This is a genomic window from uncultured Eudoraea sp. (assembly GCF_947258525.1).
GTDB lineage: Bacteria > Bacteroidota > Bacteroidia > Flavobacteriales > Flavobacteriaceae > Eudoraea.
Window position 1 is genome coordinate 1 of the sequence record NZ_CAMYIP010000057.1, and the last position, 12304, is coordinate 12304.

The 12304-nt window shown below is 34.8% G+C and carries 13 protein-coding genes and 1 pseudogene; 9 read left to right on the forward strand and 5 right to left on the reverse strand.

What is annotated here, in order from left to right; genetic code table 11:
- From Q0X89_RS04290 to Q0X89_RS04305, 4 genes and pseudogenes are all read left to right on the forward strand, one after another.
- Window positions 1-316 (forward strand): annotated as a pseudogene (locus Q0X89_RS04290) (hypothetical protein); the annotation flags it as partial.
- Between the two features lie 132 nt (window positions 317-448).
- Window positions 449-1648, forward strand: a complete 1200-nt coding sequence (locus Q0X89_RS04295) for an alanine dehydrogenase (protein ID WP_297691479.1) — start codon at window positions 449-451, stop codon at window positions 1646-1648.
- Window positions 1649-1651: 3 nt separating this feature from the next.
- Window positions 1652-2038, forward strand: a complete 387-nt coding sequence (locus Q0X89_RS04300; protein ID WP_297691481.1) for a DUF4258 domain-containing protein — start codon at window positions 1652-1654, stop codon at window positions 2036-2038.
- A gap of 422 nt (window positions 2039-2460) precedes the next feature.
- Complete coding sequence (locus tag Q0X89_RS04305; RefSeq protein WP_297691483.1) at window positions 2461-4125, forward strand: hypothetical protein; 1665 nt, start codon at window positions 2461-2463, stop codon at window positions 4123-4125.
- A 102-nt stretch (window positions 4126-4227) separates the two neighbouring features.
- Here Q0X89_RS04305 and Q0X89_RS04310 read toward each other — a convergent pair whose 3' ends face one another.
- Window positions 4228-5394, reverse strand: coding sequence for a proline dehydrogenase family protein (locus Q0X89_RS04310; protein WP_297691485.1), 1167 nt, complete (start codon window positions 5392-5394; stop codon window positions 4228-4230).
- Window positions 5395-5529: 135 nt separating this feature from the next.
- On the opposite strand from Q0X89_RS04310, the gene aroB reads away from it, so the two are divergent.
- Window positions 5530-6591 carry a 3-dehydroquinate synthase gene (gene aroB / locus Q0X89_RS04315; protein WP_297691487.1) on the forward strand — a complete coding sequence of 354 codons (1062 nt, stop codon included), beginning with the start codon at window positions 5530-5532 and terminating at the stop codon, window positions 6589-6591.
- 116 nt (window positions 6592-6707) lie between these two features.
- Window positions 6708-7013 carry a hypothetical protein gene (locus Q0X89_RS04320; protein WP_297691489.1) on the forward strand — a complete coding sequence of 102 codons (306 nt, stop codon included), beginning with the start codon at window positions 6708-6710 and terminating at the stop codon, window positions 7011-7013.
- 11 nt (window positions 7014-7024) lie between these two features.
- Here the strand turns inward: Q0X89_RS04320 and Q0X89_RS04325 are convergent, their stop codons facing one another.
- The 3 genes from Q0X89_RS04325 to Q0X89_RS04335 all read right to left on the reverse strand — a co-directional run bounded on the left by Q0X89_RS04325 (window position 7025) and on the right by Q0X89_RS04335 (window position 9455).
- Complete coding sequence (locus Q0X89_RS04325; protein ID WP_297691491.1) at window positions 7025-7546, reverse strand: DinB family protein; 522 nt, start codon at window positions 7544-7546, stop codon at window positions 7025-7027.
- Between the two features lie 138 nt (window positions 7547-7684).
- On the reverse strand, window positions 7685-8164 hold the full coding sequence (locus Q0X89_RS04330) for a winged helix-turn-helix transcriptional regulator (protein ID WP_297691493.1): 480 nt from the start codon (window positions 8162-8164) through the stop codon (window positions 7685-7687).
- A 106-nt stretch (window positions 8165-8270) separates the two neighbouring features.
- On the reverse strand, window positions 8271-9455 hold the full coding sequence (locus Q0X89_RS04335) for a M14 family zinc carboxypeptidase (protein ID WP_297691495.1): 1185 nt from the start codon (window positions 9453-9455) through the stop codon (window positions 8271-8273).
- A gap of 188 nt (window positions 9456-9643) precedes the next feature.
- Between Q0X89_RS04335 and Q0X89_RS04340 the strand changes: the two genes are divergently transcribed.
- From Q0X89_RS04340 to Q0X89_RS04350, 3 genes are all read left to right on the forward strand, one after another.
- A complete protein-coding gene (locus tag Q0X89_RS04340) occupies window positions 9644-10012 on the forward strand; it encodes a helix-turn-helix transcriptional regulator (protein ID WP_297691497.1) in 369 nt (122 codons plus the stop codon).
- Window positions 10013-10120: 108 nt separating this feature from the next.
- Window positions 10121-10456: a DNA topoisomerase IV gene (locus Q0X89_RS04345; protein WP_297691499.1), complete on the forward strand. Its 336-nt coding sequence runs from the start codon at window positions 10121-10123 to the stop codon at window positions 10454-10456.
- Between the two features lie 2 nt (window positions 10457-10458).
- A complete protein-coding gene (locus tag Q0X89_RS04350) occupies window positions 10459-11274 on the forward strand; it encodes a TerC family protein (protein ID WP_297691501.1) in 816 nt (271 codons plus the stop codon).
- A 20-nt stretch (window positions 11275-11294) separates the two neighbouring features.
- Here the strand turns inward: Q0X89_RS04350 and Q0X89_RS04355 are convergent, their stop codons facing one another.
- Entirely contained in the window at window positions 11295-12260 is a 966-nt protein-coding gene (locus Q0X89_RS04355) for a sterol desaturase family protein (RefSeq protein WP_297691503.1), read from the reverse strand.
- Window positions 12261-12304 lie beyond the last annotated feature (44 nt).

Sequence of the window (12304 nt, forward strand, 5' to 3'; positions counted from 1 at the left end):
GGATGATGAATATGTAGATGTAGAAAATATTTTCTGGATATTACCTGTTTGTATGGTTGTAATCCCCTTTGTATACTTTATTAGGATAAAACTTTATGACAAATATGTACACGGTATTGATCTGGATGCCATGGATGCAGAGTTGCAATACTACAAAGACAAAGAACGACAGGCTAACGCAAAACTTGGAGTATTGCCTCAAAATGAAGACAAACTAGAAGAAGATCTGTCTCAAAAAACCCCTAATCAATCTTTACAGCAGCTATTTAAGCAGATACAACATTCCTTAAAGAGTTTGTTTAACATATCTCTTTAGTTAAAAAATAAAATGAAAATCCTGCATAAGAGTGCAGGATTTTTTTTGCGCTCCATTTTAAAAACCTACTTCATGAAAAAAAAATTGTAATTTTGAGATTGACCATTAATTTACGGTTTCCAATTACTGTTTATGAATCAACCTTCCTCTCCATTTAGTAAACAACAACTACTTCCACAGGAAGAAACGCTTGAAATTTTAAAACAGAAAGGAGAACTCTTTATTGGGATCCCGAATGAAAACCAATATCAGGAAAAACGTATTTGTCTTACTCCAGATGCCGTAAATGCCTTAACATCCAATGGTCACAGGGTTTTAATGGAGGCAGGTGCCGGCGAAAGCGCAAGTTATACTGATGTGGAATATACAGAAGCCGGCGCAAGCATAACGCGCGATACAAAGAAAGTGTTTTCTTGTCCGCTTCTTTTGAAAGTAGAACCTCCTACCCTGTCGGAAATTCAATTAATGAATCCACAGGCAACTATTACTTCCGCATTACAAATAAAAACAAGGTCTAAGGAATATTTTGAGGAACTGGCCAAAAAAAGAATCACCGCAATAGCGTTTGAATATATTCGCGATGAGGACGGCAAGTATCCTGCTGTCCGTTCCTTAAGTGAGATTGCGGGTATCGCTTCTGTACTAATTGCTTCAGAAATTATGGCTGCAACTAACCAGGGAAACGGGCTTATGTTTGGTAATATCAGTGGTGTACCCCCTGTAGAAGTGGTAATTGTGGGAGCAGGAACCGTTGGAGAGTTCGCCGCCCGATCGGCTCTGGGGCTTGGAGCCAATGTTAAGGTTTTCGATAACTCCCTGACCAAATTAAGAAACATTCAAACGAATCTTAAGCAGACTATTTATACCTCTACGCTACAACCCAAGAATCTCTTAAAGAGCCTAAAACGCTGCGATGTTGCCATAGGCGCCGTACGTGGCAGCGACAGATCTCCTATTGTGGTTTCAAGTACTATGGTAGAACAAATGAAAAAAGGATCTGTGATCATTGATGTTAGTATAGATATGGGAGGTTGTTTTGAAACTAGTGAGCTTACTACCCATGATAAACCCACTCGTGAAAAATTTGGAGTCTTTCATTATGGTGTGCCCAACATTCCTGCAAGATACCCCCGGACTGCTTCCGTATCAATCAGTAATATTTTTACCCCTTATTTACTAAAGATCGGGGAAGACGGAGGCCTGGAAAATTCCCTGAGATTTGACAGAGGACTTCGAAACGGATTATATATGTATCATGGCATACTTACCAATAAATCTGTAGGTGAATGGTTCGATCTGAAGCACAGTGATATCAACTTTCTTATTTTTTAGTTAATGGCATTTCTGAAAAGATTAGGATTTTACCTTATAGGATTATCCATCGGACTTGTTTTCCTTTTCTTTTTTCTTAAAAAAAAGTCTGATGAGACGGGTGTTAGCTTTTGCTACTTTCCTAATTGCAGAGTGTTAAAAGAACTGCGCTCCAAACCGTTCACTTATTCTAAACAGATAGATCAGATGTTATATGATCAAACACTGGACTCACTTACGATTGATTACTTTTTGAATGATGGTGATGTTAATTTCAAAAAGAGTGATACTAAAAATATAAACTGTAAGACATATCTGATAGAAGGAACTGTAAAAGAACAACTGATGGCTTTGACCGTAAAAAGCTGCGACAGTACAACGGTAATAGAAAAATTGCAACTACTTGATTAATAAATAGTTCTACTTCCTTTATCCCACGGACTATTCTGATTATTAAAATTCACCCTTTTATGCAGACTATTTAATTTTAAAAAGTAGTTTAATATTGAAAATCAATTAGTTGTCTCCTGAATTATTGAAATTGAGCTTTCTGAATCTAAAATTCAATTTGTAGCCTTATTCTTACATAATATAAATTTTGAAATATTTCAAATTATCAATACTTAAAACTAAATAAGAAAAAATTACGTATATAAGTTCAGAGGTATAATAAATTGGGGCTTTTTGGAGTTATTATGTAGGATTAGTGACTATTAATAAATAGCCTAGCTGGTCAAATTTAAATTATATCTTTTTTTTATTCTGTTATATAAAATCAGGTATAGTCTAGAAGGGCCAAAATTGATATTACATTGCCGTCATAAAAAATCTTAATGAAAAAAATAATTATTCTTTTTCTCTGGTTTCTATTTAGTCAACCAAACCATGCGCATAATCAGACTCCATTAATTGATTCACGGATAGATGACCCCATTGAATTGACTAAGAAAATTATTAATGAGGGTACCGATTCATGGAATGAGAAGGCCAAGCAGCGGATTTTGGAAATTTATGGAACTGGTGAATTAACCAATACATCCGATAAGAATTATCTTTTACTGGAATCACCGAGCCTGGTATTTGATTATTATCAAGGTGGCTTCGCCAATACGCAGGAACTACTAAATAAAGATCTGTTTCTTAAAATTTTGGATCAGGCCGTGAACTCACCGGACATAGTAAGTGCTGAAGTAGCCAAAGCAAGTCAGGAACAAAGCCTGAAAGAATATCTAATGGCATACGAAATAGCAAAAAAATTCAAAGAAACCAATTCTCTCAGCAACGAAGAAGCCATCAAGTTTTTAGAGAATAGATTTGGATATAGCAAGCTTAATTTTGCTAAAAATTTAACCGAGGCCAGTGTAGAGAACTATAATCCGTCGGCCGATAAAAAGAATGCGAAAAAAGTAATTTCCAAAATAAATTTTATAAAGAGGACCTATCCCAGTAAAATCCCTTTAATAAATGTCCTTGCTGAACTGGAAGAATTTTATCATTTATTGCAAGAAGCAAATATTGGCCTAACTGCATATGTTCCTTATAATAATTTTAAAAATTCGGTTTATAAGTTAAATAAACAAAGAATAAACGAAAGAATACAATGGCGTTCATCCATTGAAATCACTTATCCAACAAGTGGAACAGTTTGGATTGCTCCCGGTCCTGTGGAAATAAAATGGACCACATCCAATTTGGATGAAAGCAAAAACATAAAGTTCTTTTTAACGAGGGACGACGTGGTAGTGCAAGTACTTGGTGTTTTTGAAAACAATCAGTTTGCAAAAGATGTAAAGCTCAGAAAAGGCCTTCCTCCCGGAGATAAATATAAAATTATGGGGATTGAACTTTTCCCGATTAATAAATACCATATCGCGAAGTATGCTACTCCGTATTTTACTATTAAAAAGGAGGATAAAATTCCTGAAGAGCCCATAGCCGAGACTCCTGCTGAGGTTCAAGAAACCCCAAATGTAGTTGTAGACGCTCCTGTTGAAGTGGCTGAAGTACTTGTTGAGCCAGTTCCGGAACCTGCTGAAGTAGTTGAGAAACCTGTCGTGGAGGAGCAAGAGCCTATTGAGACAACTACTGCCGTTGAGGAAGGACCAAACGAAACGTTAGTTAGAGAGAAAGTTAAGACACCTAATAGAACTATTTTTGAAGGAAGAAAAATTTCGTATCAAAAAGAACTTTTAGTAGATAACGAGATAATTACAATAAGTCTGTATGACCATGGTAGAGAAGATGGAGATATTGTATCCATTTATCTTAACGGTGAGCAAATTGTTTCCAAGCACGTATTAACCTATAAGAAAAGAAGTTTCGATGTAAAACTGAATATAAATAAATCAAACGATCTATTTCTCTATGCCCATAATTTGGGTAATTTTCCTCCCAACACAGTCTCTCTAGAAATAAAAGATGGTTCTAACTCAGAGAATATTATACTTAATTCTGACTTGTCTAGTTGCGAGGCCGTATTGATAAATGTAAAACAATAGCTATTTCGGGAAATATGATAGAAGCCAGAACGCAGATATGTGCAAAAGCATCTTATTCACGGCTCTATTATTTCCTTTTGATTATTCAAACTAATTATCTTCCTATAGTTTTCTTCGGCGCCGCTCTTTTTTTATAAGTTCCAATTCCCGGTTTGTCTGTCCTGCAACAGAAGTATTCTCCTCTGCTCGTCTTATTAAATAGGGCATTACATCGCGTACAGGTCCAAAGGGTAAATACTTTGCCACATTAAAACCCTTATCTGCCAAATTATAAGATATATGATCGCTCATACCATATAGTTGGCCAAACCAAACACGCTTATCATCATGAGGAATCCCTTTATCTTCCATCAATTCCATTAGTTTATAAGAACTCAATTCGTTGTGTGTGCCAGAAAAAAGGGATATACTATCCAGGTGTTCCACTATATAGGCTACCGTTTCATCATAATTTAAATCACTTTCAGATTTAGTAGCACATATAGGGGTAGGATAATTATATTCTATAGCTCTTTCATTTTCCTTTTCCATATACGCCCCGCGTACTGTCTTAATTCCTATTTTAAACCCCTCTTTTTTGGCTTTAGAATGAAGTTCCTTGAGATAGTCCAAACGATCCCAACGGTAAAGCTGAAGCGTGTTAAAAACAATAGCTTTTTCTTTATTATATTTTCGCATCATTTCCTCTACTAAGTCATCTGCCGCATCCTGCATCCAACTTTCTTCCGCATCTATTAAGAGTGAAACATCGAGGTCATATGCTTTTTTGCATGTAGTTTCAAAACGGACCTTCACTCTGTCCCATTCTTGTTTTTCTTTCTTTGACAGGGGTTTGCCTTCACCAATTTTTTGGAATAGCGCGACTCTGCCATAACCGGTAGGTTTAAAAACTGCGAAAGGAATAGCATCTAATTCCTTTACAAAATTCAGGATCTTCAAGGTTTTCTCCAGAGCATCATCCAAGGGGTCTTCGGTATCTTTACCCTCTACAGAATAATCCAGGACAGAACTAACGCCTTTACTCCACATTTTGTCAACTACAGGCATACAATCTTCTTCACTCACACCGCCGCAAAAATGATCGAAAACGGTTGCCCTGATAAGGCCGTCAACAGGTAACTTTGCTTTCAGAGCAAAATTGGTCATTGCAGTACCAATTTTAACGAGTGGTTCATTGGCTATCATCTTAAAAAGGAAATAAGCTCGTTCTAATTCAGAATCGGATTTAAGAGAAAATGCTGTTGAGGTATCTTCAAAAATTCTGTTCATTGTTACCAATTAGTTATCAATTCAAAGATAATAACAGAATTTATATTCATTTATTAAAAATAGCCTTTATTTTGTGTTTTGATTTTAATAAGGTATTCATCAAAAATTATCACCTGAAATAAAACAAACTATCCAATGGAATCAATTATTTCTTTTTCTACACAAATCCATTTTAAATATTTGGGATATGAAGCTTTGGAATCGCATTTAAAAATCACAAATTATTCCAGTCTTTTTATACTCGTGGATGAAAATACCCGTGAGCACTGTCTTCCTAAATTTTTGGCCAGTCTTGGCGGGAACTATAATTTTGAGACTATAGAGATAGAATCTGGTGAAATCAATAAAAGTATTACTTGTTGTATTAAAGTTTGGGAAGAGCTGTCAAATAAGGGGGCAGACAGACAGAGTTTGTTGATAAATCTTGGAGGTGGTGTTATTACAGATTTGGGTGGTTTTGTTGCATCAACGTATAGAAGAGGAATAGATTTTATCAACATCCCGACCAGCCTTTTGGCTATGGTAGACGCCTCTGTTGGAGGAAAGACGGGGGTTGATATGGGAAAGCTGAAAAATCAGATTGGTGTAATAAACCAGCCTAAAATGGTCCTTATTATTCCTAAGTTTTTAAATACGCTGGATAAAAGACAATTGAACAGTGGCTTTGCGGAAATGTTGAAGCACGGGCTCATCACAAGTGAACCGTTCTGGAGAGTTCTTAAACAAGTTAAGTCTGTAGACCAGCTGGAAGATCATATTTACGAGTCAATACTTATTAAAAACGAAATAGTAAGGCAGGATCCAAGGGAGAAAAGTCTTAGAAAAATATTAAATTTTGGCCATACACTTGGTCATGCAATTGAATCCCATTTTTTAGAGCATGAGGAACGAGAATCCTTACTTCATGGGGAGGCTATTGCCATTGGTATGATATTGGAAGCATACTTGTCCCATCAACAAACTGGTTTGGGAATTAATCAATTGGAAGATATTAAAATGACGATCAGCAAACATTTTAAAAAAGTCAATTTTAACGATAGCGACATCCGCGCTATTATAGATCTTCTAAAATACGACAAGAAGAATTCGCATGGTAGTATCTTCTTCGTTCTGTTAAAAAGGATTGGTGAAGCCCAGATTGACAATAGAGTTCCTGATGATACTTTAAGTCAGGCCTTTTCATACTACAAAGAATAGCAGCTACATATACTAAATTTGTAGTTTTACAACTCTTTGAAATACTGAAGGAAAAAAAAGTATAGTTTAGGTATAGGATTAAATCAACTGTAATAGTTGTGCTCAAATACTTGTATATGAAACGTGTACTTATAGATTACAAAAAGTTAAATCGCCAGGTAACCAACCTTCTCATTGAAACCTATCCTGACGGATATGGAGATGAGGATATTATTTCTTTTAGAAATATTAACGGTGAATTTATTGAAGCAGTAGAATTGCAAACCGAAGACACCCTTTACCTTATTAAAATAAGTAAAAGTCTTTCTCATTTCATAACTAATTTTGATGAAAATATGGCTGAAGGGATTGAAGCTATAAAAGATGAGTCTATTGAAGGGCCTACTTTAGAACTAAATCTTGAAGATGAAAATGAGGACTAAAAAGGTTTGGATTAGTCTTTAAGGTAACGCTCCCTTAATATATTTCTATGGTGTTTTTGGTGTCCACAACAAATGAAACCTAAAGCAGCAACACTCATAGGTGAATCACTCGCAACTCCAACTTTTTTCAAATCTTTTTCGGAAAATTTTTCAAACAGAGCAATGGTAGATTTACGTATGATCCTGTAATTATCTATCACCTCTTCCCTACTCCAATTTTCTGCATTCGAATCCGATACAAACATATCCTGATCAAAACCGGGTAAAGGGGTTTTGTCACTTCTTGCAAAACGAAGAGCCCTATATTGAAAAACACGCTCAGTATCTAATATATGGACCAAAACCTGTGCTATTGTCCATTTACCTTCACCATAGCTATAATTTAATTTGTATTCAGGAATACTCGAAATAAATGAGGGAAAATTCTCCAATTGTTTTTTCAAGGTTTCAACTAATTTTACATCACCCAAAGCAGCTAAATAAGGTGCATAATAGGGATTAAAATCTTCTTTCTGGAGTTCGGAACTTTTCATATTCGTTAATAAAGAAACTAAAGGTTTTCACTGTAATTTTTTATAGTACCGGGAGGTTATTCAAAATACCAATAATATCAATTGAGTTAACCGATGTGACAAGAAATTAAGAAGTCTAGTTTAATTTCATTTATCCATTTATAATTCATTAAAAATGGTATGCATCAAACGTTTTTTGTCATTAATGCTCTCTTCCAGAGAGATCATGGTCTCTGTTCGGCTTATTCCCTCAATATCATCTATCTTAAAAATGATATTTTTTGCATGGTTGGTATCCTTTGCCCTTATTTTACAGAAGATATTGAATTTACCAGTTGTAATATGAGCCACAGTAACATTTGGAATTTGATTCAATCTTTCCAATACAAACTTGGTTTGATGTGTTTTTTCCAGAAAGATGCCTACATAGGCTATGAAAGCGTAACCCAGTTTCACATAATCCAGAGTAAGTGACGATCCTCGAATAATCCCGGCTTCTTCCATTTTTTTTACTCTAACATGAACCGTTCCCGCAGATATCAATAATTTTTTGGCAATATCTGTAAAAGGTGTTCTGGTATTATCAATTAACATATCCAGAATTTGATGGTCTATTTCGTCTAATTTTATCTTGCCCATAGTTAGAGTAATTTTTACTTGGCGATAAATTTAAGAATTTAAATGTAATAAATACTACGTATTTTTGAGTTATATGCAAAAAATTACCGTTTTTTCGTGATATAATTTAAAAAAGGAGTTGAGATAATTTTTTATCCGATTTTAGGTAGTCGAGGTCATTTGGAATTGAACAATCAAGAATTTTATGTCCAAAATAATCCTTTAAACTACCTGTAGCCTCAATATATGGATCGAAAATTATAGATTCCCCATGCAAAACCTCTTTATAAAGTATACCTACATTTTCATCATATTTACTATTTATAAGATGTGCATTTTTAATCAATAAATCAAAATACTGCTTGCTATTTTCAGGGATATTAAAATAATCATCCAGGTTGTATTCCTGAATTTTATTCCGGGCTATTACTGATAATGCCTTTATTAAGGCATAAAATATAAATTCCCGCGTTTTCTCTCTTTCGTAATCTCCAGGGTAATGACCTGCTTCAAATAATATGGTAGGTGTTCCCAGAAGTTGAAATGTATCTCCCACGCAATTAGGATTATAGGCATCATCATATCTGCCAATCTGATTCGGTAGTAGAGTTGACAGCGCTTTGTGCATGGCGACAATAATTTTCATACTTTCTTCTCTGCTGGCTGAAATCTTACGGTCAATATCGTGTGCAGGAGCTAAAAACGACAAAGTTGCCTGTTTCTCATAACTGCCCACATTATAAATTGTACGCTGATCATGCAGATTAAAACAATAATCAGGCTTTATTTCATTGTATAAATCACTTAGGGCTTTACTTTCTGGTTGACTTAACTCCAATGCGTCCCTGTTTAAATCAATATTATTCGCATTCACCCGGGTGTAAGCAACTGCACCGTCAGGATTTAAGACGGGAACTATAGTTATTGTTACCGATGATAATATTTTACTGGTTAGATCACTATTTTTATTCAAGTAGTTAATTAAGTCCAGGACAGCCTTTGTGGTTGTTGTTTCATTTCCGTGCATCTGGGACCAAATTAAGATTTTAGTCTTACCATTACCTAATGCTACCTTATGAATAGGTCTGCTTTCTACGGATTTACCTATTGGGGATATTTTCTTCTTAATTGAATTACTATTAATAAAAGAATCCAATTGCGAACGACTAATATATCTTCCATGAACAGAAGGCTCTTTTATATCCTCATAATTTAAAGTAGAAAAGTTCACAATAGAGTTAAATTGAATTGCAAATGTAAAGGCAAAATCAATTACAAATGTGATTAAATTAGTTACATTTGTAAACAACATTGGTAGAGAAATTTCGTGATTTGAATACCTTTGTAAACAATTTAGGGCTAAACTTTTATAATATTATTTAATCTATTCTATTTCAGTATTTTATATAGCTTTAAATAAATTGTTTATATAATATTTTAAGGTGTTTTAATGGTTCATATTACGAGAAGTATACGATTAATTAAATTAAATATTGTACAATGGTAAACACAGAAGAATTTGTACGGCGCTTGGAGAAAGTAATGAATTATTACGGACTTTCTGCATCTGCTTTTGCAGATAAGATAGCGGTTCAGAGATCTACTATTTCCCATTTACTTACCGGCAGAAACAAACCCAGCCTGGAATTCGTCCTAAAAGTTGTTAAGTCGTTTCCGGAGGTAAATCTTTATTGGCTGCTTAATGGAAAAGGTTCATTTCCGGCAGTTCAAAAAGAAAGAGCTCCTCACCACCCTGCTGAACCTGAATTATCTTCAGAATCTTCTTCCAAATCCAAATCAATTAAAAAAATAATTATTTTCTATGAGGACGGTAGCTTTGAATCATTTAATAAAAATTTAGGGCAATAGCAGCTGTACTTCGTAAATTCATATAAAACCCGCCTTAGATTTCCATTCTATTTTGTTATTTTGCAATATATGAAATGGCCCTTAGTCTTTGTTTTCTTTTTAATTATCATGAGCTCATGTTACCAACCCAAAAGAGACTGCCAGGCTTTTAAATATGGTACTTTTACGTTTACTTCAGTAATAAATGATGAAGAAAAGACTACCACATTTGTTCGCTATGAAAATATTGAAATCGATTATTATGAAGGTAAAAGCGACACCTCATCCTTAAGGTGGATAAATGACTGTGAATATATAGTGAAGAAATTAAATCCAAGAAATATGGCGGAAGAGAAATCAATTCATATGAAAATAAGATCAACAACAGATAGCTCTTATACTTTTGAGTACGGGATTGTGGGGAAAACAAATAAATCTGTGGGAACAGCCATAAAAATAAAGTAACTATGTTTGAAATTTTAACTAGTGCGGATGCCTGGGTAGCTCTGCTAACCCTGACATTTTTAGAGATAGTATTAGGCATAGACAATATTGTGTTTATATCTATTGCTGCAAATAAATTACCTCAGAAAGATCAACGCAAAGCAACTAATTTTGGTTTAGTGCTGGCCATGGTGCAGCGTATTATACTATTATTTGCTGTCTCTTTTCTTATTGGCTTAAAGATCCCGTTTTATTATATCAATAACTCCTGGATCTCTATAGGGATAAGTGGCCAGGCGTTAATATTATTTTTTGGAGGTATTTTTCTATTATATAAAAGTACTTCAGAAATTCATGAAAAGGTAGAGATGCCGGAACATGACGAAGAGGTACTAAAATCCAAGAATATTACCAGTCTCACCAGAGCAATTGTGCAAATAGTTATCATTGATTTTATATTTTCTATAGATTCAATATTAACGGCTGTAGGTATGACCAACGGTATTGGTGAGAAGCCTATGGATGCCCTTGTGCTAATGGTTATAGCAGTTGTTATTTCCATAATAATCATGATGGTGTTTGCTAATTCGATCCGGATTTTTATTAATAATCATCCTTCAATGCAAATACTGGCCCTTTCCTTTTTAATTCTTATAGGATTTATGCTTATAGTTGAAGCTGCACATCTGAGTCATGCAAGAATCTTCAATCAGGAGATTGGGGCTATTCCTAAAGGATATTTATATTTCGCGATAGCTTTCTCCTTACTAGTAGAGTTCTTAAATATGAAGATGCGTAAACAAATTGAAACCGGGGGTGTTCCTGACGAGGATACTTAAAACCGGGATAGCATTAAATACTAAATTGCCTTTTTTTGGATTACTACCCCCTCTGAAGGGTTTAATAACTTTTCTTTTTCCATTAACTTTTGCTGCTGCTTAACAGTCAGTGTACTGCCGTCGTGGCTCCAACCAGGAGGACCGAATACATACATAAAGGCATGGGATATTTTTTTAGATTTCTTTACATCTTTCCATATATCCTTATACTCATGGGTTAGGATCACCATTGGATTGTAGGAGTTAGGCGGATGAATTACACCATATTTAATTGATTTGCCGTCGTTTAATTCTTTCCAGGTCCCGAAGATCTTATCAAAAATATTGAGGATTCCGCCATGATTCTTGTCCAGATACTCTACATCCTGAGAATGATGCACCTGGTGCATGGTATGTGTATTAAATATTTTTTCAAGGAAACCCATTTTAGGAATATAGACCGAGTGCAATTGAAACTGCCACATAATCTCTATACCAATACAAATCAGAACCATTTCAGGTGGAAATCCAATTGCGGGCATCCACAAATAGAAAAAGGGTTTATAAAATATTGTGAACCACCCATTGCGCACCGCAGTTCCTAAATTAAAATTATCAGAAGAATGATGAACAATATGAGCAGCCCAAAACAGCCTTATTTCATGGTTTGCCCTATGAAAGCAATAGTAAGTAAAATCGTCTGCGAACATGCAAAGCAACCAGACATACCAGGCATATCCAAAAGATTCATATCCTAGGATATTCGTCCGAATACCATCATTTATAGGATTTAAAAATTCATAGGTAACCTCAAATAGTGCTATCGCAAAAATTACTTTAAAGATTGGTCCTATTAGCGCAGCGCCTATTCCCATAGCACCGCTGGCAAATAAATCCTTCCAATTGTAAAGATGATCGTCTCCGTGTGTTTTGCTGTAAATAAGTTCTAGAATAATTAGTGCTATGAAACAGGGTACACCATAGATCAGGGGATTCGTAAAAGTCATACTAATATTGAAGTTTTCTCTTTTTTTATAAGAAATTTGGTAAG

Bases quoted from the DNA above. Each gene is read 5' to 3' on its own strand.
- Q0X89_RS04340 (WP_297691497.1), top strand. From the start codon at position 9,644: ATGGTAAACACAGAAGAATTTGTACGGCGCTTGGAGAAAGTAATGAAT.
- Q0X89_RS04310 (WP_297691485.1), bottom strand. From the start codon at position 5,394: ATGAACAGAATTTTTGAAGATACCTCAACAGCATTTTCTCTTAAATCC.
- Q0X89_RS04320 (WP_297691489.1), top strand. From the start codon at position 6,708: ATGAAACGTGTACTTATAGATTACAAAAAGTTAAATCGCCAGGTAACC.
- Q0X89_RS04305 (WP_297691483.1), top strand. From the start codon at position 2,461: ATGAAAAAAATAATTATTCTTTTTCTCTGGTTTCTATTTAGTCAACCA.
- Q0X89_RS04295 (WP_297691479.1), top strand. From the start codon at position 449: ATGAATCAACCTTCCTCTCCATTTAGTAAACAACAACTACTTCCACAG.
- Q0X89_RS04300 (WP_297691481.1), top strand. From the start codon at position 1,652: ATGGCATTTCTGAAAAGATTAGGATTTTACCTTATAGGATTATCCATC.
- aroB (WP_297691487.1), top strand. From the start codon at position 5,530: ATGGAATCAATTATTTCTTTTTCTACACAAATCCATTTTAAATATTTG.
- Q0X89_RS04350 (WP_297691501.1), top strand. From the start codon at position 10,459: ATGTTTGAAATTTTAACTAGTGCGGATGCCTGGGTAGCTCTGCTAACC.
- Q0X89_RS04355 (WP_297691503.1), bottom strand. From the start codon at position 12,260: ATGACTTTTACGAATCCCCTGATCTATGGTGTACCCTGTTTCATAGCA.
- Q0X89_RS04335 (WP_297691495.1), bottom strand. From the start codon at position 9,455: ATGTTGTTTACAAATGTAACTAATTTAATCACATTTGTAATTGATTTT.
- Q0X89_RS04345 (WP_297691499.1), top strand. From the start codon at position 10,121: ATGAGCTCATGTTACCAACCCAAAAGAGACTGCCAGGCTTTTAAATAT.
- Q0X89_RS04330 (WP_297691493.1), bottom strand. From the start codon at position 8,164: ATGGGCAAGATAAAATTAGACGAAATAGACCATCAAATTCTGGATATG.
- Q0X89_RS04325 (WP_297691491.1), bottom strand. From the start codon at position 7,546: ATGAAAAGTTCCGAACTCCAGAAAGAAGATTTTAATCCCTATTATGCA.